Raw genomic sequence first — 23,979 nt, forward strand, 5'->3', positions numbered from 1 at the left:
AGGGATAATTCCTTAAATTGCCTTTTTGCAATCCTATGAGACGACTATTCTACATTATAGGCCTTGTGTTTTTATTCGTTCCCTTTATAACACAAGCACAGACTGGTATTACGGTAGGGCCACCGAGAACTTACTTCATTTCCGCTCCTGGAGAATCTCAAACAAAAAAGATTCTGGTGAGCAACCCAAGTAAAACCGGTACCATGAATTTAACAGTATCCTTTAACGATTGGTCTTATGACCTTCACGGAAGTAATGTCATGCTAGATTCTGGCACGCTACCCACTTCCTTATCGGGTTGGCTAACCCTAATGCCTCAAACTTTCTTTACTTTAGCTCCAGGCGAAAGTAGAGAACTTGAGATTACATTAACTGCGCCTACCCCATCGGCACCCTTCGAACCAGTTCACACGACCATGCTTTTCATTACGCAAACCAATCCTTCGGACTCGTTTAATGAAAAAGGAGCATTAGTAAAAGTGGCTGTTAGAACTGGGGTCAAAATTTACCATCAGTATACATCGGATACGGCTAAACCGGATATCACATTTACCGACTTTAAATTTGAAAAGGAGAAGAAGCAATTGCTACTTAACTTCACAAACGACGGAAACACTTGGACCGATGGGGCGATCCTCTCGGAACTCGTCTCGCAGACAGACGGATCCGTCGTAACACTCGCAGATCAGGTTATCTATACGATGCCTAAGGATCATAGACAAGTGACCATTAAACTACCCGAAAACTTAAAACCGGGCAAGTATTTGGCTACAGCTACATTCTCTCACATCGAGAATGATGTCATCAAAATGGCTGAACTTTCCTTTACTTATGAATAGATTATTGATACTTTTTGTATTATCAATTCCACTCTTTCACTTTGGACAAGCGGTTAAAATTCTACCCCATAATACAGGCTGGTTTCCAGTGGACAGCTACCAAGGCGCAAGAGTCTCCAATTTAATTCAAGTACCTATTCACTTGGATTCCTCACAAGGGTACCAAATGAATGAGTGGTCTCTTCATTTTAGAGTGGTGGGCCCTATTACGAACGGAACTAAAACCCTAAGCGCAGCGGATTTACAAAAAATTAAATTCCAGGTAAGTACAGTCACTCAAAGAGACCTACCTAATGATGATGGTCTTTTTGCCAACATGAACAATATTGGTATTAATCCTTCACTCATCCCATTTAGTACAGGAAGCACGGCTATAGTGCCTCATTCGAACTTCAATCTGCAAGTTGTTAACCGATATATTAAAGTCACCTTAGGCCTTGACGTGGAGATGGAAGGAGGAGCCTACTTAGAGCAATACTCATCCTGGGACAATTACACAGTTAATTTAGTTTTCGAACTGCGAAATCGAAAAGGACAGATTATGCCCTATGGTCAACCGGCCTCGGTTTCCTTTGATATGAGAATTCATCCAGCAGACTCACCACCTATCGAACAGAACTACGTTGTTTCGCTCAATCCAAATGCTTCGAATGTCCTACTTGAATTCAAGGCACCCAACGATTATGCGAATGGAGTATCCCAGGTGCAACCCCAGGCGCTCTCGATTATTTCAAAAACTCCCTATTTTCTGCAAGTAAAAACCCTTAGCAGTGAGCTTTCAAGCACGACAAGCACTCTTCCTTTCAATAGTGTTCAATTAACTATGAAAGATAGCCAGAGCGGTTCCACTACGGGTTCCGTCATGCTATCCACTACAAACCAGACACTCCATAGCTCACAAGCTCACACAGCCGTCAAATGGTATGATTTGACCTACTTTATTAAACCACCTGCTGATAACTACGGATTTTTTAATAAACCTTATCAACTCTATAGCGGAACTCTTCTCTTCAGCATTACCCCCCAATAAACAAGTTGACTTCCTTCTTAAGAAATACCATCCTTTTCCTTTCACTGCTTGGCTATTTAGGGCTTAAAGGGCAGGCAGGCGATTTCTTGATGACTAGTGACAAAAACATTAGCGTCACAAACGAGGAGTTAGTCACTTTAATCCTTAAAATCGAAAATAAAAGTGATTTAGAAGGCGATTTTCAGCTTGAGACCAGTGGGAATCAATATTTAAGGATCCTGAAGAACAGCAGTGCAATCAGTCTTGGAGCTAAAGAAAAGACCTTCATCCCTATTAAATTCTTAGTCACCAAGAGCCAACCAGCAGGGAAAGCTTTCATTTCCTTCAAGCTGCGAGATCAATCCAAAAACATCCTCGCCGAATCTTCTACCACGCTCACGATTGCTCCTAAAAGAGTTTTGAAAATATCGACAAACGATCCTCAGGAAATCATTTATCAAATTGGGGATTCTCTTCGAATCCACACTCAAGTACACAACGGGGGAAATCAAAGTGAACAAGTAAAGCTAGTCGCCTCATTCCCATCCCTATCTGGCAGCCCCATCAGTATTGAAAAAAACATTAAACTCGAGCCCTTTTCAAATCAAAATGTGACCTTCTCTAAGATTATTGATCGCGACCTATTGCAACAGGAATTATTCAACGTCAATGTCGCGATGCTGAACGATCAAAATGAATTCATCGGGAACGCGATCGTACTCGTCCAAAATGCCCTTGGAAACCGTAGGTACGTGGACCCAAATCAACAGCGCCTACTTACGAATGTAGGAAGAGGCAACCAAGTAAGCTGGAGCCTTAGAAACCCCTTTAATAAATTAGATGCGGCACAATCGCTTGATCTAAATACGACGGTGAATTCTGGAGATCTGCAAGCTGAATTTAATCTCAACAGTACATTTTACCATAATCAATCTCTTCCCACCCTCTTTCAAAACACTTACCTTAAACTGGAACGCCAAGGGCTGGGTTTAAAAGTCGGAAATCTAAGTACTACGGACCTTGATGTTAGCTTAACCGGACGAGGAGCTGAATTTTATTTGATTCCAAAGGAAGACAGGAAGAGTACGTTTAAAATTGGAGCAGTTGAAAAAAGTTACAACTTATTCGACCCTTTAGACCTTAAAAATTCTCCTCGGGGGTACACTGCGTTTGCCACCTCCACCACTGCTCTTACCCAAAATACCCGAATCGAAAATGATTTTGTTTTCGATCAGGATCCCCTTTCAAACAATATCTTATTCAATACTAGGTACTTTTACAATACAGAAAAGACGCAATACGGCATCGTTCTCGGGTATGGGAAATCCAAATCTACAGATGAGTCCAATCAACAGGAAAATTCCATGGCCGCTGGCTTTAATTTGAGAACTCAGTGGAAAGCGTATACTCTTAATTCTGACAACTACTTTAGCACTGGATATTATCCAGGCATTAGGAAAGGTAGCACTACCTTCAATCAAAGAATCGGCAGACGATTTAAAAATACAAGCGTTTGGGCCCAGTACAATTTCAATCGGTACGAGCCCAAAAACATTAATCCACTTTATCATTTTTCCACAACCACGACTCGACATCAAGCGGAAATCGGAACTCAATTCCGATTAGGATCGAATGTTTCAATGACGATTGCTCCTCAATTTCAGAGTGAGAATGCAGGAATTTACCTCGCCGACTATTTATCGAGTACACCTGTGGAGTTCCAGTCAGCGCTACTCAACAAAACGATAGGATTTCAGACAAATAACAATCTTCACCGCTTTAACATATCCCTAGTTGAAGGAATTGCAAGGTATAAAGGGTATACAGAGACCCAGTTTGTAATCAAAACTCAATTTAACTACTATTTCAAAAATCTTCTTTTCAACGTAAGTGCTCAAAAAGGAAATTTCCTTCTTTATGAGGGAACTCGAAACCAGCAGCTCACCAACGACACGGAGAAATACACTGCGCTGCTTAGTTACAGAAAAGACTTCTTCAGTAAAAAACTAAATCTTAATTTTAGTGGTATGGCGAATAAAGATTCATTTGTTGGAACTAGCGTATCGCTTTCAACAAATGCTGAATTTAAGGTAGGTAGATCGACCTCCATTTTCGCTTACTACGGATACACAAAATTCATTGAAAGCGTTTACGACTTCAACAACACCTATTTTCAAGTAGGTATTACACAAAAAATTCCTACCATTGGAGAGCCAGGCGTGAAATACAAAAATGGAACGATTGCCGTATTTGTCTATCATGACATCAATAACGATGGTAGCTTCGATCCAGAAACAGACTATCCTGCGGTTGGAAAACAAGTTCAAATCAATAAAACGATTTTTATTACTGGAAAAGACGGAAAAGTCAAATACAGACAAGTTCCTTATGGGGATTACACGGTAAAATCACTTGAACGCGATTGGTATGCGGAAGTCATTAGGACAAGTCTTGATAGTCGCTCTGTAGAGCTAACCATCCCCTTAGAAAAAACAGGTCAAATCTATGGAGCCCTGCAATATACTAATTACAATAAAAACCAGTACGAAGTAAGTTCCAATCTCTCGGGAATTCAAGTCTTATTCAAAAATGAGCATGGTAAAGAATTCACTTTTTATACAAATGAAAATGGAGAATACCGAGCATATTTACCGCTGGGTCAATACCACATGACTGTGGATGCAGAAAGTTTGCAAGAGAACGTGTATGTTGATCAAAATCCTATAGCAACCTCAGCCAAGGAAAACGAAGTCACCACCCTACCCACGACAATCCTTAAGGTCAAAGAGCGCCGAGTGGAAATCAAACGTTTCGGAGAATAATCTTTTTTTAAGTACTCGCACTATTCCATTATAAATTCAGTAAGCTGCTTAAGTTTGCGTAAATTCGTGTAAATATCTAACAAATGAATCAGGTCATGCTTCAAGGGTTTCACTGGTACAGTGAAGGGAACGGTGTACTTTACAATGATCTTAAAGAAAAGGCTTCGTATCTTAACGAACTTGGTATCAGTTCCGTATGGATTCCCCCTGCCTACAAGGCTTCTGGCGGTGGGTATTCAGTTGGGTATGATCCTTACGACTTATACGACCTTGGAGAATTTGATCAAAAAGGGACTGTTCCAACCAAGTATGGAACGAAACAGGAGCTGATCTCGGCTTGCAAAGAACTGCAAGAATCGGGAATCTCAATCCTTGCTGACATCGTGATCAACCATAAAGCCGGAGGCGATGAAAAAGAACGATTTCATGTTGTCCGCGTCAACCCGGAAAATCGACAAGAGAACCTTTCCGAGCCCTTTGAGATTGAAAGCTATACCAAGTTTACATTTCCAGGTCGACAACAGAAATACTCCTCCTTTGAATGGAATTTCACATGCTTTTCAGGCGTAGATTATGCAGAAGGACAAGAAGCTGGAATCTTTCAAATTATAAACGAGTTTGGTGAAGGCTGGGAAGAAGTGATTGGAGATGAAAAAGGAAATTACGATTATTTGATGTACAATGACATTGAGCATCGAAATCCTTTCGTAAGAGAAGAACTCGGCAATTGGGGCAAATGGTACCACGACCAAATTTTCTTTGATGGAGTGAGACTGGATGCGGTGAAGCATCAATCTCCAAACTTTTACAAAGAATGGCTTAATAACCTTCGCTCGAATACGGGAAAGAATCTATTTGCTGTAGGAGAATATTGGGCTCCTGGTCAACTTCTTCTCCTTTTGGATTACATTGCAGCCACCGAGGAATGCATGAGTTTATTTGACCCTTCATTACAACACCAATTTCATTTGGCGTCGAAACAAGGAGAAGGGTTTGACTTAACCCAAATCTTTGAAGGCACACTTACGAAGGAAAGACCAGATCTTTCGGTCACTGTGGTCGCAAACCATGATACCCAACCTCTTCAACAATTAGAGGCGCCCGTAGAACCTTGGTTTAAACCTCTAGCCTACGCCCTCATCTTACTAAGAGAGGACGGGTACCCTTGTCTGTTTTATCCGGACCTGTTCGGAGCAAGCTACAAAGACCATGGAGAAGATGGCAAGCAGTATGAGATTTTCCTACCCAAAGTGGATAGCCTTGAACTCCTTTTAAAAGCAAGAAAGAACCATGCTTATGGATTGCAGCGAGATTACTTCTCAGAGCCCACTTGCATCGGATGGACAAGAGAAGGAGATGAGGAGCATGAAGGGATTGCCATCGTTTTAAGTAACGCAGGCGAGAATTCAGTCTCTATGGAAGTGGGTACGCGGTATGCGGGCACTCACTTTTCTGATTTACTTGGCCACTTAGAGCACGTAGTTGAAATTAACGAATCTGGCTGGGGAGAGTTTCTCTGCCCTGCAGGTAGCCTCGCCGTGTATAGCAAGAAAGAAAACTAAATTACTTCTCCTCAGAAACCAAAACTTTCTTAGCTGTCTTTTTGGTTCCGTCAATCGAATGATTGTACGGCAGATCTAATAGCTCTGCGACAATTCCATAGACCTCCACATTTTTAAACTCTCCGATCGTTTTTCCCTGTTTAAATTCTGGACCAGTAGCATAAAACACAGATTTCATTTCTGGAACTTTTTTGGGATCGTACCCATGCTTTCCCGGGGTTTTGTAATCGTTTTTGCTTAAAAAGACCTTTCCCTTTCTAGGAACTAGATAAATTTCTCCCATTCGGGAAGTAAACGTATCGGGTCCACTTCGATAATGAAGTCTTTTAGGAAAACGAGTAGCGAGATATACTTTGTAGTCTTTTGTACGAGATCTCTTCAGCTCTTTGTAAGTAGAAAGAATCTCTTTTGGATCTTTTACTTGGACGCGCAGTAAGGTTTGAGCATTCACAAAACGAAAGCGTTCGCTATCGTTTAAAATTTCGGGAATCGAAAGGGGATTTTCTAAATCCACTCCAAGCATTCCGTGATCGGAAACAAAGATAAAATTGACATTTGGCAAGCCTAATTTCTTCACCTTTTCTTTTAGCTCTCCTACCGCTTGATCCACCATGAGTACGGCCTCTTTCGTTTCACTGGATTCAGGACCGTGCAAATGGCCCATCTTGTCGACCTCGTAAAAATACATCGTAATTAAATGGGGCCTTTTTTCTTCGGGAAGCTTTAGCCAATTCTCTACAATGGAAATACGCTGCTTTGCATCAAACTTCTCATGGTAGGGATAATAATAACTAGGTCTTGTTCCTCCTGCGGTGCCGTTCGATGCTACCCAGAACAAACTCGCGGCCATCGTATGGTGGTTTTCTGCTAGACCCCAAAGCGGAAGTCCCTTTAACCAGGAGCTGTCTGTTGTTTTTCCCGCACGACTCATTGAAAAATCATCCTGCCTTTTCGTATCGTAGAAGTAATTGTCCACAAATCCCGTATGAGACGGATACATTCCAGTCACGAGCGTATAGTGGTTCGGTCCGGTAACGGAAGGATAAGAAGGAACCATGGCTTTCGCTTGCACCCCTGCATGGGCTAGAGCTAAAAGGTTTTTCGCGCCATATTTCTTTGCATAATCATACCGAAACCCATCTGCAGAGATTAGAATCACGTACGGTTTTTTCATTGCTTCCGCACTATTGCTGCGGCCTGGAACGACCACTTGCGCAGTATCCACCTGTGCGAATCCAAAAAACAAGACGAAACTATAGCAAAGAATAAGGTACTTTTTCATGGCAAATTTTCTTAAAGTCTTACAAAAATAGGACTTTCTTAGAGGGGAAGCTTTAATTTCATGTTAAATCGGGATAAGACTCTATTCGAAGTTAAAAAAATGCTTAACTTTAGTCTAGTAAAACCATACCATCATGACGAATATTGTATTTCCAGTTGATTTCTCCGATTCTACCGATTTATTGATAGAAGGAGCTGTTAAATTTGCCAAGACCACAGAGGGTAAAATCTTCCTTATTCACGTGGCTCCTTCCGACATCGGATTTGCCATTGGGGACATGGGCTTTCAATACTTTCCTGAAGTGGAACAAAATGAGATCAAAGAAGAGCTTCATCTTTTAAATGGACTCCAAGAAAAAATCAAAGCCATGGGCGTTGAGTGTGAGCACCTGCTAAGACAAGGAATCGCGAAAGATGTGATTTTAGAATACGCAAAGGACAAAAATGCCGATTACATTGTTATGGGATCTCACGGAAGAAGTGGAATCTACGATGTATTTGTAGGAAGTCTAACCAAAGATCTGACAAAAAGTTCTTCTATCCCTGTACTCGTAATCCCTTGCCACGACAATTAAGGAACGTATTTTTTGTTCGGTAATCCCAAAGGACGTTGGGCTCTACAGGTTGGCTTTAGTGAGGACGATTTACTGCTTCACCGTAAGGTAGACCACATGGAATTGGCCTTTTAAATGAAGTACTTCCTCCCCAATTTCGAAAAACTTTAAATCGTCCTCTTTGTTTGGATCTACGTAGTCTATCACCTGCAAAAAAGATAAGAGGTCGTAGGTGAACAAATAATTGTTGTATTCAGACTTTCTTGTAATTTCAACGTCCTTCTCAAGTAGCCCCTTGGAGATCACCTCATCATTTTCCCCATTGATTAAAAGGAGCTCCTCCTTCTCAATCGTTAAAAGAACCTTCATTTTTCCCTTAACGAAGTTGTGTCCCCCGGAAGAATCCGGAGCTCCAGCATAACTTGTTCCGTCAAAAAAATAGATTTGAGCTTGAAGACCGTTTGCAGAACAAAGCAGAATCAGAAGCAGTAGGCTAAGTGTAGTTTTCATTGTTGTGGATTTGAATTAAGGAAGGACTCTTCTTAAAAACGTTTCTATCACACGAACAAAGCTACAACAAACCAAGGTTCCAAAAATACCTAGAGGTAGGTATTTTTGGAGCTCAACATCTTACTCCCCAGCTACTATTTATCAAGGACAAGGAGATTGAATTTGCCTTGATAATGGTGCATTTCGGCAGCAAGATCGTAAATATTCAACACGTCTTGTTTTGCGGGATCTTTATAATCCAATAGCACAAGGGAGGACATGGCACCAAATCCAAAAACATATTCAGTAGACTCTGGGGTTTTCTTAACATAGGGATCTCCTTGAAACGCTTTCTTCCAATTAACGGCATTTGTGTCCTCACTAGTAAGAAAGCCTTCATTTTTCTTACCGTCAATTACTAATTTAAAATTTTTCTTTTCGAACAGATCGTTTCCTTCTGAATCAACGTCCACATACGACTCATTCGCATCAAAAAAGTACATTTGAGCCTGAAGACCGTGCGAAGAACATAAAAGGATCATTAGTAGTAAACTTCCAATTGTTTTCATAGTAGTATTTAAATTAAAAGAGATATTCCTAAGTGAGAACCCTAGATATAGTAAAAAAATAATTTATTTAAAAAAAGCAGAGGGTTTTGAGCTTGGAACTTCTTTCATTCACTTACTCTTTTCTTACATAGATCGCTTGGAATATCCCTTTTAGATGGAGTTTTTCATCCGAGCCGTCATACACCTTCAAATCATCCTCAATACCTGCCCCTTCATAGTCAGTCACCACGATGGAGGAAAAAGAGCCATTCGCATATTTAAATAAATATTCCGTCGAATTCGGATTCTTTTTTATTTCTACACCCTTAGCAAGTACGTCCTCTTTTAAGACGACATCGTTATCGCCATTAATGTGAAAGACTTCATTCTTGTCGCTATTGAGAAGGACTTTAAAATTTCCCAATTCAAAAGTATGCTTACCTGCAGAATCGGGTGCCCCTGCGAAACGAAAGGCGTTAAATAAGTACATTTGAGCCTGAAGACCTTGAGAATAAGCTTGCAATTGTTTTCATAGTAGTGGTTTTTAAGGGATAAGGGATGCTTCTAGAAGTGGAGTCAAATATAGAAAGAAATAGCCTATCAAGAATACCTAGACTTAGGTATTTTCCGAAAAAGAGAAAGTGCTGAACTCCCATAAAATCGGCAATCTAAGACAGCCTAGCAATGCTTTCGTTGTTATTCCAAATCTATTCATAAATTTACTACATGAAAATTCTGCTTGTAGAGGACGAAATGGAATTAGCGAGTAGCATCGTAGAGTATCTTTCGAAAGAAAGCTATCGTTGCGAGGTTGCTTATAGTTATTCGGAGGCCCTTTCAAAAATCAATGGATTTCAATACGATTGCATTTTACTTGATATCACGCTACCGGGAGGGAGTGGACTTAAGCTTTTAGAAGAATTAAAAAAATCGGATGCAGAAGATGGCGTTATTATCATCTCTGCTAAAAACTCATTAGACGATAAAATTACAGGACTTGAAATGGGCGCGGACGATTATTTAACCAAACCCTTTCACCTGTCCGAATTAAGCGCCCGGATTTTTTCTATCATTCGCCGCAAGAAATTCCAAAACCACACGATTGTAAATGAAGATGAGTTGCAAGTGGACCTTTTAGCAAAAACGGCTTTCGTAAATAAGAAAAAGCTTCCCCTAACCAAAAAAGAATTTGATTTGCTCGTTTATTTTCTAGGGAACAAAAACCGGGTTCTGTCCAAAAGTACTTTAGCAGAGCATCTTTCTGGCGATTTTGCAGACATGTTTGACAACCATGATTTCGTGTATGCACACGTGAAAAATCTAAAGAAGAAACTTTCTGAGGCCGGCTACGAGCATTCGATCAAAACAGTCTACGGAACAGGATATCGCTGGGAAAGCAACTAAAACAATACGACGGTGAAACCCTTACTAAGCAAAACCACTACACCTTTTCTTCTTTACATCCTACTTATCTTAGGGGTCAGCATACCTGTGTATTACTATGTGATTGATTCTATATGGAAAGAAGAACTGGATGAACACAACGAAATCGTGGCGGAAAAAACCGCCTATGAACTCAACAAATATGCGATCTCGCCTCAGGAACTAGCTCAGAACATCGCGATTTGGAATCGTATTCAACCCGGAACCAATATTGAGAGAATCTCAATCCAGCAAATTAAAAAAGATACGATCTTTACCACAGAAAAGTACAAACCTTTCTCCGCAGACCCCAACCTTGAAAGATACCGAAATCTTCAAAAAGTAATTTATATACAGGACGAGCCCTACCAATTTTCCATTGAAACCAACATTGAAGAAACAGAGGATACGGTTCTTGTGATCGGACTTATTACCGCCTTTTTCTTTTTGCTTATCGTGGTGGGTCTCTATCTTTTAAACCGAAAATTATCCAAGACTCTTTGGGGTCCTTTTCATCAAACGCTAGAGAAACTCCAGACCTTTAACCTAAACCAAAATTCAAAAATAGCGTTTGACTCAACAGATACACTTGAATTTATGCAGCTCAATTTGGCTCTTAACGATTTAATGGACAAGAATTTGGCCGTGTTCCAAAGCCAAAAAGAATTCACCGAAAATGCATCGCACGAACTTCAAACCCCACTCGCTATTCTAAAATCGAAAGTGGATCTCTTGCTGCAGACTAAAGACCTAAGCAAGGAGCAGTACCTTATTGCTGAAGAAATGAATGCAGCACTACTTCGCAGTTCCAAAACCAACAAGAACCTACTTCTTCTCGCGAAAATCGAAAACAATCAATTCGTAAACTCTGACAAAATCCCCATGGGGACTTTGCTTACGCAAGTTTTGGATAATCTTGAACCTCACTTTGAAGGGAAAAATATTCATCTGGTCTCTTCTATCCATTCCGTCTTAGACATTACCGGAAATCTTAGCTTAACGGAAGTTTTACTAAACAACCTTTTAATCAACGCAATTCGCCATACAGACCCAGAAGGGACGATTGAAGTGGAATTATCTACTCTAGAACTTGGGATAAGAAACTCCGGCGAAAAAGCGCTCCGTAAAGAGTTTCTTTTCAAACGCTTCTCAAAGTTATCTTCAGAAAGAGATGGGAGCGGGCTGGGACTTTCCATCGTCTCTGAAATCTGCAAATTTCATCATTGGAAAATCGATTACCGGTTTGAGAACGGATCCCACGAGTTTTTAATCACGTTCTAAAATTCTAAATTAATTCTAAATTCAATTTCACCTTTGTGGGTTTAAGAAATTGAATATGAAAAACCCAAACGATGGCTTTGCCATCGGTCGATTAAAGAGTATCCGGTATGCGTTTAAAGGCGCCTTCTTACTCCTTAAAACGGAACATTCCGTAATCACTCAAGCGCTAATTGCTGTGAGCTTCGTTTGTATCGGATTCTACTTTCGTATTTCCACCATCGAGTGGCTTTTTCAAGTGTTCGCATTTGGCCTACTCTTAAGCATCGAGGGGCTCAATACGGCCGTAGAAAAAGTATGCGATTTCCTTCATCCTGAATTTCACCCTAGAATAGGGTTTATTAAAGACATATCTGCAGGGGCAGTGACCTTTGCAGCCCTCACCGCCTTTTTTACTCTTGTGATTATATACTCCCCTTACCTTTATGAAAAAATTAATTAACAGCCGTTTTTCCCTTCTTTTTTCGATTGGGATACTTTACTTAGTCTTCTCGCTACTTACGAGAGTCGTTCTCCTAATTTGGTCGTTCCAAGATGTGGAAGCGAATATAGGTGGGCTAGCTCGGGCTTTTTTGACTGGCTTTGCATTTGATTTGTGCATTGCGATTGCCTTTTTATTCCTCTACGCGGTTTATTTGCTCCTATTCCCAAAAAGGTGGATTGGTTCTTTAGCCGATCGAATTTTTACTTATTTCTATCTCGTTCTTCTTTTGATTGTGATCTTCTTTAGTGTCATGGCTGAGTATCCTTTTTGGGAGGAATTTGGAGTCCGATTTAATTTTATAGCAGTAGATTATCTAATCTACACATACGAAGTCGTTTCGAACATTAACGAATCCTACCCTATTGCTCTGATTGTACTTGTACTCCTAGCTCTCATTGTAGGCACATTAACCTTCTTCTATAAAAAGCATATTCTTAGCGCCACCTTCTCTGACAAACGACCCATTTCAAAAAGAGCACTTGTTGCCATTCCTATTCTGCTCTTGGGAGTCGTTCTTTTACTCTCACTTAAAAACAAACAAGCAGACTCTTCCAGCAATCTTGTCGTGAACGAGCTAGGAAAAAACGGAGTCTTTTCTTTCTTTGCAGCCTTTCGATCTAACGAACTGGACTATAGCACCTTTTACCCAACGCTAGACGATATGAAAGCTTATTCTATCTTGAAAGAGTCCCTTTTGCAAACCAATCAAACCTATTCTTCAACGGGGTATGATGACATAGAACGAATTACAAAAGGAGAAAATGAAATCCGCCCCAACATTGTTCTCATTGCCATCGAAAGCTTTAGCGCCGACTTTCTTTCAGAATTTGGAAATGAGAAAAACCTAACCCCCAATTACGAAAGACTAGCGAGTGAAAGTCAATTTTTCACAAACCTCTACGCCACGGGAACAAGGACCGTCCGTGGGATGGAAGCCCTTACGCTCAGTGTTCCTCCTACACCAGGGAACAGCATCGTTAGAAGACCTGCAAATGAAAATCTATTTTCGGTTGCAAGCATTTTAGAAGAGAAGAAGTACCATCCCTACTTCATCTATGGAGGAGATGGATACTTTGATAACATGAACACTTTTTTCGGGGGTCAAGGCTTTGACATCGTAGATAGGGATAGAGGAAATCCTCTTTCCGATAAAATCAAAACCAAACGCTACGCAATTCCAGATAGTGAAGTCACTTTTGAAAATGCATGGGGTATATGCGATGAGGATCTTTACACCCAAGCACTTCAGTATGCGGACAAAAGCGCAGCTTCCAAAGAGCCATTCTTTCAATTTGTAATGACCACTTCAAACCATAGACCTTATACCTTTCCTGAAGGGAAAATTGATCTACCACAAGGCGACCGAGATGCCGCAGTTAAATACACAGACTATGCCCTTGGCAAGTTTATCGAAAAAGCTAAAACCAAACCTTGGTTTAAAAATACAGTCTTTGTCATTGTGGCTGACCACTGCGCAAGCAGTGCTGGGAAATGGGAAATCAACATTGACAAACATCACATTCCAGCCCTCATTTACAATTTACCTCAGTCCCCTCAAAAAATCGATCGCTTGACTTCACAAATTGATTTAATGCCGACACTTTTTGGTTATCTAAACTGGAGCTACAAAACGAGTCTCTATGGAAAGGATATTTGGCAGACAAAGAAAGGAGAAGAGCGCGCCTTCATTGGAAATTACAGAACCTTGGGCATCCTGAAAAATAATATATTCACACAGATTGACGATCGAAAACGAGTAAAACAATTTCAGGTTTCTCAAAAGGATGAGGCTATGCAGGAACTAAAAATTATAGATCCCTCTTTGGTGGAACAAACCATTTCGTATTACCAAACTGCAAGTGAGAGATTTAAGAATGGAAAAATGAAAAAGTAAAGCCTAAAAACACGAAATAATCTTATTTAGTTTTTTCGCATATTTGGATTGTCTACCACGTCAAGTAGCTTTTAAGTTTGATACTCCGAGAAGTTTAAATATGAAATCTTTTTTACTCAAAACAATTCTAATAACTGCAATTGGATTCTCAAATTCATTTTTCAGTCAACAAGTTCGTTTTTACTATCAATTGTCTTACAAAGCATGCGATACTTGCGAGGAAACAAGTGAAGAACTTAACGTTTTGTCCGTGGGTCAAAATAAATCTATTTTTCAATCGTATGATCAACTACAGAAGGATTCCATTTTTATAGTCGCGGAAGAAAATCAAAAAAAATACGGAGCGCAAATTGACATTGATAAGGTCATGGCAAAGAGGATAAATCACTCTTTTATTATTATTAAAAACTATCAAAGCAAAGAGATTTTTTACAAGGACATTCTAGGGGATCAATCCTCTGTTCAATACGAAGAGAAAGAAAAAATCAATTGGAAATTATCCCCAGTAAAAGATACAGTCAGTAACTATTTAAGCCAAAAAGCAACCGCTGAATTTGGGGGCCGGATATGGGAAGCCTGGTTTACTGCGGATCTACCCATCCAGGATGGGCCTTATAAATTCTGGGGACTTCCCGGGCTAATCGTGAAAATTGAAGATCAAAAGAAAGAATATTCTTGGAAACTAATCGGAAATAAAAAAATCAAATCGGAAAACCTTTACGAAGATAACATTATGGATTATCAAAGGTTTCCAATGACCCAATCCACTAAAGAAAATTTTTTGAAACTAAAAAAGCAATACGAAAAAAATCCGTTAGGGGATCTTTTACTTCATATTGGCGAGGTAGATGGAGACGTAATAAAGCAATTAAAAGAACAAGAAAAATCGCTGCTCCGTTATTATCAAAACCACAACAACTCCATTGAAATAGAGTAAAGGAAAAGCTCAAATAGGGCTGCTTCTAAATTCCTACCAAATTGAGTTTTAGCTTTACTGCCAAAAAACAATGAAACCCATTAGCAAAGTTGCGGCCATCACACTTTTGTTTTGGCTCATGAAAATCATCGCGACCACTCTGGGCGAGACTTTAGGGGATTTTCTATCCATGACCCTCAATTATGGATATGCCGTTGGAATTTTGATCACCCTTAGTTTTTTCGTCCTCTGTTTATCTGTGCAATTAAGAGCCAAGCGGTATGTTCCCGCTCTCTTCTGGCTGGTGATCATTGCCACTACCACCTTAGGGACTGAGATTTCAGATTTTCTTGACCGAAGCTTGTACTTTGGGTACTTGGTAGGAAGCCTTACTCTTTTTTCCTGTCTGGGGCTCACCCTGTTATTATGGTTCAAAACCTACAAATCTCTTGAGGTCTATCCCATTAACGAAACTAAAAAAGAAATATTCTTTTGGATAGCCGTTTTGTTCTCCAACAGTTTAGGTACTGCATTTGGTGATTTTTTAAGTGACAACTTAGGACTAAGCTATTTAACGGGAGCCCTTGTGACTGGCCTAATCATTCTTGGAGTCGTACTACTTCATCGATTCACGAAAATCAATGAGATTGCCCTTTTTTGGATCGCGTTTGTTTTCACTCGGCCTTTTGGGGCTACGTTCGGAGACTTCTTAACCAAACCTCTTGCAAAAGGAGGACTCGACCTAGGTACTTTGAATGCTTCACTTGTTTCACTTGCACTAATAAGTATACTGATTTTCATTTCTCATCAGAGAGAGAAAAAGTGGAATTAGTATAAATATTCAAAGTTTCTACAAAATCATCTTCCAACTTTGCTTTATTAATTTAAAATTAAAAGCAATGAAAAAGTTATTTATTCTTTCGCTAGCCCTTGTATCTACTACTAGCTTGGTACAGGCTCAAAAAATGCAAGAAAAACAAGTTCCTCAGCAGGTAAAAGCAGAACTACAAAAGCAGTTCCCTAAAGCCACATCCGTGAAATGGGAAAAAGAAAATGGAGAGTATGAAGCGGGATTCCTTATGGGGAAAACAGAGCATTCCGCCCTATTTTCAGCGTCAGGTTCCCTTTTAGAAACCGAAGTAGAAATGGAAACAGAAGCACTTCCAAGTTCTGTGAATGCTTACATTTCAAAAAATTACGCAAACAAAAAAATTAAAGAAGCCGCGAAAATAATGGATGCCCATGGCATCGTTACCTACGAAGCCGAAGTGGATGGAAAAGATATCCTATTCAATTCAAAAGGCGATTTTCTTAAAATAAACAACGACTAAGAAATAGAGTCTCAAAAGGCAGCTCCTTGTTTCAAATAGAACAAGAGCTGTCTTTTCAATTGAATAGGCAAAAACCACCATTCTAAAACGCATCGAAATCCATTTGAAAAAATTAGTATTCGCTAAATGCATGCACTAAGTAAGAAAACTCTGCTTTCCCTTCTGATGTTTCTTTACTTAGGAATCCTCAGAGCCCAAGTCAGTTTTCAAAGTCCGCAAATGGAACTAAGTACTCCAAAAGCGTTAGACACTTTGGATACGACCCCTACGCTGAACTACAAACATCTTATTGCACCGGGCATTCTCATCGGCCTTGGAGCGCTTGGAATTGAAAACGACGGAGTCAAACAGCTCAATTACTCCACGAGAGAAGAAATCATTGAGCACAACCTTAAACACACCTCGCTAGACAACTTTACCCAATATGCGCCTGTCGCTTTAGTGTATGGATTAAACGCTCTAGGAATTGAAGGAAAACACAATCTAAAGGATAGGACCCTTCTTTATGTGACCTCGCAATTAATTTCGGCCGCATTTGTGATTCCCTTAAAACACATTGTACAAGAGGAAAGACCAGACGGTTCCAACCACTTTTCTTTTCCTTCAGGACATACCTCAACCGCTTTTTCCTCGGCGCATTTCATGTTCAAAGAATATAAAGACACCCACTTTTTACTTAGTATGACTGGATACTCGTTTGCGATCTTCACGGGGGTTTACCGAGGTATAAATGACAAACATTGGGTAAACGACATCGTGGCTGGTGCAGGATTTGGAATCTTATCTACGGAACTCGCCTACTGGCTTTATCCAAAAATAAGTAGGATGATGAAAAGCAAAAAAGAAAAGTCAGGAGCGAGTATGATTATGCCTTTTTATCAGGAAAAGGCCTTAGGACTTAGCTGGGTTCAATCGTTTTAACCTTAAGTAAGATTGCCCTCTTTTGGATTGCCTTCGCTTTCACTCGCCCTTTTGGGGCTACGTTCGGAGACTTCATAACCAAACCTCTTGCGAAAGGAGGACTCGATCTAGGCACTTTGAATGTCTCTCTCGTTCCCCTTGCACTGATAAGTATACTTATTTTCATTTCTCATCAGAGAAAAAAAATGTAATTCCCGTTTGAGGCAAAAAAAATACCGCTCTTTTATAGGGAGCGGTATTTCTAACAATCAATTAATTAATCTTTTTTGTAAATAGCAGGATCGTAATACGGTCTCTTTACTTTCGAAGGAGATTTGTAATCTTTGTCCTTGTTATTCCCAAGCGGAACCATTAGCTCCCAGCACCAATAAATGAAGATGGCACTAGCCACGAAAAACAGAACCCAATTTAACACGTTACCGAACAAATCGTAAAAACCAAATGCCCACTTGAACACGTCACTTAAGAATAACCAGAAAGATGTCATTATTTTCCTTTTTTAAATTAACTTTGCACAAATTTATTAAAAAATGTTCAAACTACTTTCAAAAGAAAGCAATATTTTTTCGATACCGGTCTATATTTTCTTTCTTCTCGTTGTAGTAGTGCTTTTCAACGTTTTAAATTTTAGTTATCTGGATTTTATTTCGGTCGCAATCGCCTTTTGTGGGGTCGCTTTGGGGTATTTCGTTTTTAATCAAATAAACTTGACTTACAATACGCATCTGCCCTTGGTTTTATACACGGCGCTTATCTTTGCGTTCTATGACGGGACCATCGATATTGGTATTTCGGTGACGCTTTTTGTCAACTCGGTTTTGCTTTTTCTTTTAACCTCTACGCAGGAACATTTCCGCAAGCAGTCCTACCTCTTGGTTGGATTTTTATGTGCGGTGAACTATTTTTTTCTCCCTCCTGTCTGGCCAATGCTACTGTTTGTGATACTCCATATCATTGCCACGGCTCAGCACATTGCCCTCAACTTATTCCGTTTCTTTTTCGGGATATGCCTTTGCCTAGTGACCTACTTGAGTGTGATGTTTTTTATTGGGTATACAACGCTCGATCCTAATTACTTGCCCCTAACGGTGGGATCTCTAATGCAGGATTATTACCCGCTTTACTTCTTACTTCCGATACTCCTTATGAGTATCTATGCAATCTTTGACCATTTTCAACATTACAATGAGAAGAGCCCTGACTCTCGATTTAAATATACGTTCTTACTGGTTTTTACCCTCGCACAAGCCATAAGCATTGTGCTCTATATGGGGCCTCATTACGAATACCTTTTGGTTCTTGCTTTTCCCGTAAGTCTAATCCTATCGCGCATGCTACGCTATTTGCCTAAGTATGCCTACCGAGAAATTGGACTATGGGTCATTTTAATTTGCTTACTGCTTTATAAAGGCGGAACTTTCTTTCAATTTTTCTAATTTTCCATTATGATTCAAATAGACAATAAATTAATCTCCGAGGATATCTTTTCCAAACAGTTTGTATGCGACCTCACACGCTGCAAAGGAGCTTGCTGCGTAGAAGGAGATGCGGGCGCTCCTTTGGAGAAGGAAGAAGCCGAACTCTTAGATACCCTTGTAGAAAAACTAAGACCTTACCTTCGAAAAGAAGGACTTCAAGCGATTGAAGAACAAGGAGCTTGGACTTTTGACCCCTACGACGGAGGTCTTGTAACCCCGCTTGTAAATGGAAACGAATGTGCCTATGTCATTTTCGATGAGAAAGGGGTAACCAAATGCGGAATCGAAAAGGCGTATGAAGAAGGAGCTGTAGAGTTTCACAAACCAATCTCTTGCCACCTCTACCCGATTCGAACGACAGAGTACTCTACTTTCACCGCCTTAAATTACCATGAGTGGCCGATTTGTGCCCCCGCCTGCGACTTAGGAAAATCCCTTGAAGTTCCGGTATACAAATTCCTAAAAACGCCTTTAATCCGTAAATACGGAGAGGATTTTTACAATGTGCTTAGCGATGCGGCCACAGAGTGGGAAAAAGAATTCAACTCTGATAAGGAGTAAAATCGAGTCCTAGCATTAGGAGCTAACAGGACTTATAACGATATGAAAACAAAAAAATCGACCTTTTTTAAGGTCGATTTTTTATTGTATTGTAAAAGGCTAGGTGAGCCTATATTTTACTTCTTTAGAATTTCTAAAAACTCGTCGTGAGATACTTTGGTCGATTTCTTTTCAGAAGTCTCCAAAATTACGTCTTTCAGTTTCGCCATTCCTACTTCAGAAGAAATTTGTCTTACTTGTTCTTCTTGCTTAAGCATTTCTACAGCGTACTTTTGAATTTCTTCGTCTGGAAGGTGGTGAATACCGTAAACCGCAAGTTGGTTTCTTACCATTTGCTCGCTTTGTGCTAATAGGTCTGCGTAATCCAGCTCGATGTTATTGTCAGTCATTAATTTCCCTTCAATAATTTGAGATTTTACGATTTCTTTTTCGTTTTCAAAAATCTCTTTCGCTTGCTCTGCAGACTGAATATTCTCGTTTGAGAATTGTAACCACTTTACAAGGAATGCTTCGGGAAGATTAACTTCTTGCTTTTCGTTTACTTGTTCCAAAATTTTGTTCACGAAGTGAATGTCTGCATTTTGTTGGAAGTACTCGTCAAGTTCCGTTTTTACTTTCTCCTTTAATTCGTCTTCTGAACTAATGGTTCCTTCTCCGTATACTTTGTCGAAAAGCTCCTGGTTAAGTTCGTGAAGATCTAAAGAATAGATGTCCATTACTTTCACTTCCACCTCGTCGTGGTGAAGGTGTTCCACTTCTTCTTTTGAGAATCCTAGCTCAGTCGCTAAGTCTTCATTTTCTTCCAACTCTTTTTTAGAAACTTTCACGCTTCCTTCTTTTTTCAACTTTTTCACAAGTTCGAAGGCTGCTTTTGTTTCCTTGGTTGCCGTAACCGTTTTTGGATGGTGGTGGTGCTCACCCTCTGCATCTTCTTCTACTACTTGAGATACTTCAAGAGCAATTTGAGAATCCGCTCCAATTTTATCTTGCTCTACACGCGTAGCAAAACGCTTTTGCATGTTTTCAATGCTCTGTCCAATTTCTTTGTCAGACGCCTCTACTTCGTAGTGAGGAGCCGAGTAAGAAGCCAGGTCAATTTTGAAATCGGGCTCGTACCCTACTTCAAACGACACAGTCAATTGTTCTGCGTTAAGATCTAAATCGTCAACAGGGACCGGTACGGGCTGACCTACCATCTTAAGATCGTTGTCTTTGATGTAGTTGTTTAAAGCCTCAGAAACTACTTTATTAATTTCTTCGTAAGAAATAGGAGCTTCGTACTGCTTTTTTACCATGCCCATTGGCACTTTTCCTTTTCTGAATCCAGGTACTTGGGCATTCTTAGCGTAGTTGTGAAGTTGTTTGTCCACATTCCCCTTATAATCCGCTTTGTCTACGGTCACTGTAAGTAATGCGCTTACCTCATCATGATTTTGTGCTGTAACGTTCATTATATGATCTATTATTTGATTAAAATTAAGGTTCGCAAAAATACGAAAATTTTGCAAACAATGCCCATAAAGCGAGGCGATTATACCAAAAATCCCAGCAGTAGGCCTGCTGGGATCCTTTCGGAAGTGGAAAAACTAGTTTTTGATCTCGATTTGAGCGTTTACATCCGCTTCACCGCCAATCGCCTCTCCAAATTGTCTCTGCGCAGAAGGCATTTGATCTTTCACGCTTTGGGAACCGTGGTGAAGTTTGATACTCACTCTAGCTGGAGACTGCACCTGGCTCACTTTCCAAAGGGTCTTTAGGCCAAGTTTCTGTCCGTCAGAACGAATCACGTCGTTTGGAAGCCTCGAGAGTTCAAGATCAACCCCTGCAAATTCAAAGGTGATAAAGTGCTCGTCTTTCTCCTCGATGATTTCCTCTAGCATACTTTCCAAATGATCGTCATGTCTGTGGAAAAAATCAAGACTAAGCTCGTAGCTCTTTCCAGGCTCCAAGATCAAATCTGAGGAAGCCTTGCCTCCTAGGTAGGTGATTACTTGAGGAGAGCTCGCGCTTCCCTCCTCTTTAAAACTTAGGGTAATCTGTTCAATTTCTTCGTGTTCATGAATGTCCTCAGGAACTCCGTCTCTACGGCAAGAAGTAAACAAAACAGCGATGAGTAGGATTGTAATTAAAGAATATATAGATTTCATAAGAGTCAAATTTTTATAATGAATAAGTAAGTGTGAAAATAAAATTACGGCCTTGTTCAGGCGAGAAATACCGTAGGCGATTCATGGAATCGCGGTACTCCGTATTTAATAAATTGGTGATCCGAAGATCGAAATTAAGGCTTTTTGCAATCGGTCCTCCAAGGGACAGCGACCAGAGGTCGTATCCTTTCGGAGTGGAGCTTACGTCCAAAACCTTCTCTACGATTTGTCCATCTTCAATTAGACTTAGCTCTACATTACGTAGAGGAAATCTCTTTTGTTTCAGAACTAGTAGGTTTTCTAGTTTTGCGTAATACGCGTTGGATTTAAAGCCCGAGAACTCAATGCCGTTTCGAAACTGAGTAGGTTGCATTAAAATGAGAGGCTCGTCATGACTTAAATCCTGACCTCTTAGGCCGCTGGCCTGAGAAGTCCATTTTAAAGCCTTGGTAAGGTTCCAATTTAAATCCACGTCCACGCCGTAGAGTCTTGCCTTAGTCTGTTGAAAAGACCAAATCAAAAACACGCCGCGATTGGAATTCTGAACCCCCGTTGGAATCTGGCTAATGTAATTTGAAGAGTGCATAAAGTAAGGGGAAACCTCTAGAGAGAACCCCTCTAACCACGGTCTCTTTACCTTCGCCGTCAAACTAAAATGGTCAATCTGTTCCGACTCAATCTCTAGGGTTCCTAGTTCAATCGTGGAGGCAGAATGATGCAGTCCGTCTGCAAATAGCTCCGCCGCACTCGGCGTTCTCGAAGACCTGGAATACCCAAAGTCTAAACTAAAATTGCTTCCTACATGGTAGTTTGCAAAAGCACTGAGCGAGAGATTGTGGTAATCTAAAATTGGGCGAGTGAGCACACGACTCCCTTCGCGAGAGACTTCAAACTGAGAAAACCTAGATTCAAATCGGGATTCCCAATCGCTTTGATCGTAGTATTTGTACGCATCGTAGCGATTAAATTCATAGCGAGCTCCCGCTCCCAAATGAATTTGGGGGCTCAGGCGATAATTTAAAGTCGAATAGAGTCCTAAATTATAGCGATAATAGTCTGGGATAAGTCTTCTGGCTTTGGTGGAGGGATCGGGATAATTATCCTCAATCGCTCCAAAAACACCCGTTTCCAAATCCCAACTTTCCCGTTCAATCAAATGATCCACTTGCAGGCGGTGGGTAAGAAGCTCTAAATCCATCGAAGGAAGAGAGCTTAATTCGCCCCTTCTCAAATCGAACTCCTTTCGTTGGTTGCTTTGAAAATCGTACTGCGCACTTAGCTTTCCGAAATTGGCAAATCGATGATAGGCCTCTAATTTCACTACATGGTGAGCTACTTCCTGTCTCGGATTTGAAATTTGGTAACTAAAGTCATCGAGATAAAGCGGACGGCTGCTTGCAATGGCATCGTAGAAATCTTCTGGACCTCCCAAATGCGAGCCTCTGTAGATTCCAAACATCTGATTCACTCCAGAATAGGAAGCTTCAAAACCATTTTTAAAGCTACGTTTTCCTACCGCAAAGCGAAAGGAGCTTTGCTCTGCGCCTGTGTTTTGAAGGGTATGGTGAGGAATCTGCACGTCTCCTAGTTTTTGGTAGGATCCGCCTGTCGTGACAAACCAGTCGTTCTCCCAGGCTTTCCCTAGATCGACTCCTAGCTTAAGGCCACGGCCACTCGAAATTCCAGAAGCTGTAAACTTTCCCATGAGGGTGTCTTTGCGAGGCAGAGTTTTGGGTTCTAAAAGCACAAGTCCTCCTGCCGTATCCCCTCCGTATTTGAGGACGCCGGCTCCTTTCACTACGCGAACCCGTTGAAACATCGAGGGATCTACGCTTGGGGCATGCTCTACGCCCCATTCCTGTTCATTTAATCGAACGCCGTCGTTTAAGATCGCCACTCGAGTTCCGTAAAGTCCATGAATGATGGGTTTGGAAATCCGACTCCCTGTACTTAAAGTACCTACTCCACTTAGAGTGCTTAGGGCACTTCCTAGGGTTTCAGAACTAAGTCTTTGCAAATCCGTTGAGGAAAGAGTTTGCACGGAATGACCCGATTTTTGTTTGGCTCCTGCTCCCTGCACAACGACGGCCTGAATGTCGTGAAGATGGTGCTCCATTCGAATGGTAATTCGAGTGGAACTCTCCAAATTCAGCCCCATTTCATAGGGCTCACATTCTGGATGTGTTACTTTGATATGATAGTGACCTTTGGGAAGGTCCTTAAATTCGAAACGTCCACTCGCATCGCTTTTTGTCGTGCGATTGCCCAATTGAATCGTTGCATTTTCTAATTTGGTTTTGTTGTGGAAATCCTCCACATTTCCTTTGAGTACAAAGGAAGTTTGTGCGCTCACCATGAGCATTCCTAAAAAGAATGCCATGAGCTTTAATAATGGCTTCATAGATTGATTTAAGCACTTAAATAGAGAGCATAACTCCTTTTT

The 23,979-nt window shown here is 40.6% G+C and carries 24 protein-coding genes; 16 read left to right on the plus strand and 8 right to left on the minus strand.

All coding sequences use genetic code 11. From position 1 onward, the window contains the following. The first annotated feature begins 35 nt into the window (after window positions 1-35). The 4 genes from AC3IRX_RS05180 (at window position 36) to AC3IRX_RS05195 (ending at window position 6,232) form a co-directional block, all read left to right on the plus strand. The gene (locus tag AC3IRX_RS05180; RefSeq protein WP_489211401.1) at window positions 36-839 is read left to right on the plus strand and encodes a fimbrial biogenesis chaperone; all 804 of its coding nucleotides are present in this window, start codon (window positions 36-38) and stop codon (window positions 837-839) included. Then, the gene (locus AC3IRX_RS05185) at window positions 832-1,869 is read left to right on the plus strand and encodes a hypothetical protein (RefSeq protein WP_489211403.1); all 1,038 of its coding nucleotides are present in this window, start codon (window positions 832-834) and stop codon (window positions 1,867-1,869) included. The genes AC3IRX_RS05180 and AC3IRX_RS05185 overlap by 8 nt, the downstream gene beginning before the upstream one ends. Window positions 1,870-1,874: 5 nt before the next feature. Next, a complete protein-coding gene (locus AC3IRX_RS05190; protein WP_489211404.1) occupies window positions 1,875-4,670 on the plus strand; it encodes a COG1470 family protein in 2,796 nt (931 codons plus the stop codon). Window positions 4,671-4,753: 83 nt separating this feature from the next. Further along, window positions 4,754-6,232, plus strand: a complete 1,479-nt coding sequence (locus tag AC3IRX_RS05195) for an alpha-amylase (RefSeq protein ID WP_489211405.1) — start codon at window positions 4,754-4,756, stop codon at window positions 6,230-6,232. Window position 6,233: 1 nt separating this feature from the next. On the opposite strand, the gene AC3IRX_RS05200 is transcribed toward AC3IRX_RS05195, so the two are convergent. Next, window positions 6,234-7,514: an alkaline phosphatase family protein gene (locus AC3IRX_RS05200; RefSeq protein WP_489211406.1), complete on the minus strand. Its 1,281-nt coding sequence runs from the start codon at window positions 7,512-7,514 to the stop codon at window positions 6,234-6,236. 133 nt (window positions 7,515-7,647) lie between these two features. Between AC3IRX_RS05200 and AC3IRX_RS05205 the strand changes: the two genes are divergently transcribed. Next, window positions 7,648-8,088: a universal stress protein gene (locus AC3IRX_RS05205; protein WP_489211407.1), complete on the plus strand. Its 441-nt coding sequence runs from the start codon at window positions 7,648-7,650 to the stop codon at window positions 8,086-8,088. Window positions 8,089-8,157: 69 nt separating this feature from the next. Here AC3IRX_RS05205 and AC3IRX_RS05210 read toward each other — a convergent pair whose 3' ends face one another. From AC3IRX_RS05210 to AC3IRX_RS05220, 3 genes are all read right to left on the minus strand, one after another. Then, the gene (locus AC3IRX_RS05210; protein WP_489211408.1) at window positions 8,158-8,577 is read right to left on the minus strand and encodes a hypothetical protein; all 420 of its coding nucleotides are present in this window, start codon (window positions 8,575-8,577) and stop codon (window positions 8,158-8,160) included. A gap of 134 nt (window positions 8,578-8,711) precedes the next feature. Then, window positions 8,712-9,125: a hypothetical protein gene (locus AC3IRX_RS05215; protein ID WP_489211409.1), complete on the minus strand. Its 414-nt coding sequence runs from the start codon at window positions 9,123-9,125 to the stop codon at window positions 8,712-8,714. A 112-nt stretch (window positions 9,126-9,237) separates the two neighbouring features. After that, window positions 9,238-9,594: a hypothetical protein gene (locus AC3IRX_RS05220; protein WP_489211410.1), complete on the minus strand. Its 357-nt coding sequence runs from the start codon at window positions 9,592-9,594 to the stop codon at window positions 9,238-9,240. A 236-nt stretch (window positions 9,595-9,830) separates the two neighbouring features. On the opposite strand from AC3IRX_RS05220, the gene AC3IRX_RS05225 reads away from it, so the two are divergent. The 9 genes from AC3IRX_RS05225 to AC3IRX_RS05265 all read left to right on the plus strand — a co-directional run bounded on the left by AC3IRX_RS05225 (window position 9,831) and on the right by AC3IRX_RS05265 (window position 17,541). Then, window positions 9,831-10,508, plus strand: coding sequence for a response regulator transcription factor (locus tag AC3IRX_RS05225; RefSeq protein WP_489211411.1), 678 nt, complete (start codon window positions 9,831-9,833; stop codon window positions 10,506-10,508). Window positions 10,509-10,520: 12 nt separating this feature from the next. Next, a complete protein-coding gene (locus tag AC3IRX_RS05230; protein ID WP_489211412.1) occupies window positions 10,521-11,807 on the plus strand; it encodes a sensor histidine kinase in 1,287 nt (428 codons plus the stop codon). Window positions 11,808-11,862: 55 nt separating this feature from the next. Next, window positions 11,863-12,246: a diacylglycerol kinase family protein gene (locus AC3IRX_RS05235; protein WP_489211413.1), complete on the plus strand. Its 384-nt coding sequence runs from the start codon at window positions 11,863-11,865 to the stop codon at window positions 12,244-12,246. After that, window positions 12,230-14,182, plus strand: a complete 1,953-nt coding sequence (locus tag AC3IRX_RS05240) for an LTA synthase family protein (RefSeq protein ID WP_489211414.1) — start codon at window positions 12,230-12,232, stop codon at window positions 14,180-14,182. The genes AC3IRX_RS05235 and AC3IRX_RS05240 overlap by 17 nt, the downstream gene beginning before the upstream one ends. 100 nt (window positions 14,183-14,282) lie before the next feature. Beyond that, complete coding sequence (locus AC3IRX_RS05245; RefSeq protein WP_489211415.1) at window positions 14,283-15,119, plus strand: GLPGLI family protein; 837 nt, start codon at window positions 14,283-14,285, stop codon at window positions 15,117-15,119. Window positions 15,120-15,189: 70 nt separating this feature from the next. Further along, window positions 15,190-15,930 (plus strand): COG4705 family protein, encoded by a 741-nt coding sequence (locus AC3IRX_RS05250; protein WP_489211416.1) that lies wholly within the window; start codon window positions 15,190-15,192, stop codon window positions 15,928-15,930. 67 nt (window positions 15,931-15,997) lie between these two features. Then, on the plus strand, window positions 15,998-16,429 hold the full coding sequence (locus AC3IRX_RS05255) for a PepSY-like domain-containing protein (RefSeq protein ID WP_489211417.1): 432 nt from the start codon (window positions 15,998-16,000) through the stop codon (window positions 16,427-16,429). 126 nt (window positions 16,430-16,555) lie between these two features. Continuing rightward, window positions 16,556-17,350 carry a phosphatase PAP2 family protein gene (locus AC3IRX_RS05260; RefSeq protein WP_489211419.1) on the plus strand — a complete coding sequence of 265 codons (795 nt, stop codon included), beginning with the start codon at window positions 16,556-16,558 and terminating at the stop codon, window positions 17,348-17,350. A gap of 26 nt (window positions 17,351-17,376) precedes the next feature. Further along, entirely contained in the window at window positions 17,377-17,541 is a 165-nt protein-coding gene (locus tag AC3IRX_RS05265; protein ID WP_489211471.1) for a hypothetical protein, read from the plus strand. A 65-nt stretch (window positions 17,542-17,606) separates the two neighbouring features. On the opposite strand, the gene AC3IRX_RS05270 is transcribed toward AC3IRX_RS05265, so the two are convergent. Next, window positions 17,607-17,837: a hypothetical protein gene (locus tag AC3IRX_RS05270; RefSeq protein WP_459112023.1), complete on the minus strand. Its 231-nt coding sequence runs from the start codon at window positions 17,835-17,837 to the stop codon at window positions 17,607-17,609. Window positions 17,838-17,880: 43 nt separating this feature from the next. Here AC3IRX_RS05270 and AC3IRX_RS05275 point away from each other — a divergent pair, with 43 nt between their 5' ends. Both AC3IRX_RS05275 and AC3IRX_RS05280 read left to right on the plus strand, forming a co-directional pair. Further along, window positions 17,881-18,786, plus strand: a complete 906-nt coding sequence (locus AC3IRX_RS05275) for a DUF6427 family protein (RefSeq protein WP_489211421.1) — start codon at window positions 17,881-17,883, stop codon at window positions 18,784-18,786. A 9-nt stretch (window positions 18,787-18,795) separates the two neighbouring features. Next, on the plus strand, window positions 18,796-19,389 hold the full coding sequence (locus tag AC3IRX_RS05280; protein WP_459083398.1) for a DUF3109 family protein: 594 nt from the start codon (window positions 18,796-18,798) through the stop codon (window positions 19,387-19,389). 116 nt (window positions 19,390-19,505) lie between these two features. Here the strand turns inward: AC3IRX_RS05280 and AC3IRX_RS05285 are convergent, their stop codons facing one another. The 3 genes from AC3IRX_RS05285 to AC3IRX_RS05295 all read right to left on the minus strand — a co-directional run bounded on the left by AC3IRX_RS05285 (window position 19,506) and on the right by AC3IRX_RS05295 (window position 23,937). Further along, window positions 19,506-20,840, minus strand: coding sequence for a trigger factor (locus AC3IRX_RS05285; protein ID WP_489211422.1), 1,335 nt, complete (start codon window positions 20,838-20,840; stop codon window positions 19,506-19,508). 135 nt (window positions 20,841-20,975) lie between these two features. Further along, the gene (locus AC3IRX_RS05290) at window positions 20,976-21,536 is read right to left on the minus strand and encodes a hypothetical protein (protein WP_489211423.1); all 561 of its coding nucleotides are present in this window, start codon (window positions 21,534-21,536) and stop codon (window positions 20,976-20,978) included. A 13-nt stretch (window positions 21,537-21,549) separates the two neighbouring features. Next, window positions 21,550-23,937 (minus strand): TonB-dependent receptor, encoded by a 2,388-nt coding sequence (locus tag AC3IRX_RS05295; RefSeq protein WP_489211424.1) that lies wholly within the window; start codon window positions 23,935-23,937, stop codon window positions 21,550-21,552. Between the last annotated feature and the right edge of the window lie 42 nt (window positions 23,938-23,979).

Source organism: Epilithonimonas sp. KH_059 (assembly GCF_057838485.1).

Bases quoted from the DNA above. Each gene is read 5' to 3' on its own strand.
- AC3IRX_RS05180 (WP_489211401.1), top strand. From the start codon at position 36: ATGAGACGACTATTCTACATTATAGGCCTTGTGTTTTTATTCGTTCCC.
- AC3IRX_RS05185 (WP_489211403.1), top strand. From the start codon at position 832: ATGAATAGATTATTGATACTTTTTGTATTATCAATTCCACTCTTTCAC.
- AC3IRX_RS05195 (WP_489211405.1), top strand. From the start codon at position 4,754: ATGAATCAGGTCATGCTTCAAGGGTTTCACTGGTACAGTGAAGGGAAC.
- AC3IRX_RS05200 (WP_489211406.1), bottom strand. From the start codon at position 7,514: ATGAAAAAGTACCTTATTCTTTGCTATAGTTTCGTCTTGTTTTTTGGA.
- AC3IRX_RS05205 (WP_489211407.1), top strand. From the start codon at position 7,648: ATGACGAATATTGTATTTCCAGTTGATTTCTCCGATTCTACCGATTTA.
- AC3IRX_RS05210 (WP_489211408.1), bottom strand. From the start codon at position 8,577: ATGAAAACTACACTTAGCCTACTGCTTCTGATTCTGCTTTGTTCTGCA.
- AC3IRX_RS05215 (WP_489211409.1), bottom strand. From the start codon at position 9,125: ATGAAAACAATTGGAAGTTTACTACTAATGATCCTTTTATGTTCTTCG.
- AC3IRX_RS05220 (WP_489211410.1), bottom strand. From the start codon at position 9,594: ATGTACTTATTTAACGCCTTTCGTTTCGCAGGGGCACCCGATTCTGCA.
- AC3IRX_RS05225 (WP_489211411.1), top strand. From the start codon at position 9,831: ATGAAAATTCTGCTTGTAGAGGACGAAATGGAATTAGCGAGTAGCATC.
- AC3IRX_RS05235 (WP_489211413.1), top strand. From the start codon at position 11,863: ATGAAAAACCCAAACGATGGCTTTGCCATCGGTCGATTAAAGAGTATC.
- AC3IRX_RS05240 (WP_489211414.1), top strand. From the start codon at position 12,230: ATGAAAAAATTAATTAACAGCCGTTTTTCCCTTCTTTTTTCGATTGGG.
- AC3IRX_RS05245 (WP_489211415.1), top strand. From the start codon at position 14,283: ATGAAATCTTTTTTACTCAAAACAATTCTAATAACTGCAATTGGATTC.
- AC3IRX_RS05250 (WP_489211416.1), top strand. From the start codon at position 15,190: ATGAAACCCATTAGCAAAGTTGCGGCCATCACACTTTTGTTTTGGCTC.
- AC3IRX_RS05255 (WP_489211417.1), top strand. From the start codon at position 15,998: ATGAAAAAGTTATTTATTCTTTCGCTAGCCCTTGTATCTACTACTAGC.
- AC3IRX_RS05260 (WP_489211419.1), top strand. From the start codon at position 16,556: ATGCATGCACTAAGTAAGAAAACTCTGCTTTCCCTTCTGATGTTTCTT.
- AC3IRX_RS05270 (WP_459112023.1), bottom strand. From the start codon at position 17,837: ATGACATCTTTCTGGTTATTCTTAAGTGACGTGTTCAAGTGGGCATTT.
- AC3IRX_RS05275 (WP_489211421.1), top strand. From the start codon at position 17,881: ATGTTCAAACTACTTTCAAAAGAAAGCAATATTTTTTCGATACCGGTC.
- AC3IRX_RS05280 (WP_459083398.1), top strand. From the start codon at position 18,796: ATGATTCAAATAGACAATAAATTAATCTCCGAGGATATCTTTTCCAAA.
- AC3IRX_RS05285 (WP_489211422.1), bottom strand. From the start codon at position 20,840: ATGAACGTTACAGCACAAAATCATGATGAGGTAAGCGCATTACTTACA.
- AC3IRX_RS05290 (WP_489211423.1), bottom strand. From the start codon at position 21,536: ATGAAATCTATATATTCTTTAATTACAATCCTACTCATCGCTGTTTTG.
- AC3IRX_RS05295 (WP_489211424.1), bottom strand. From the start codon at position 23,937: ATGAAGCCATTATTAAAGCTCATGGCATTCTTTTTAGGAATGCTCATG.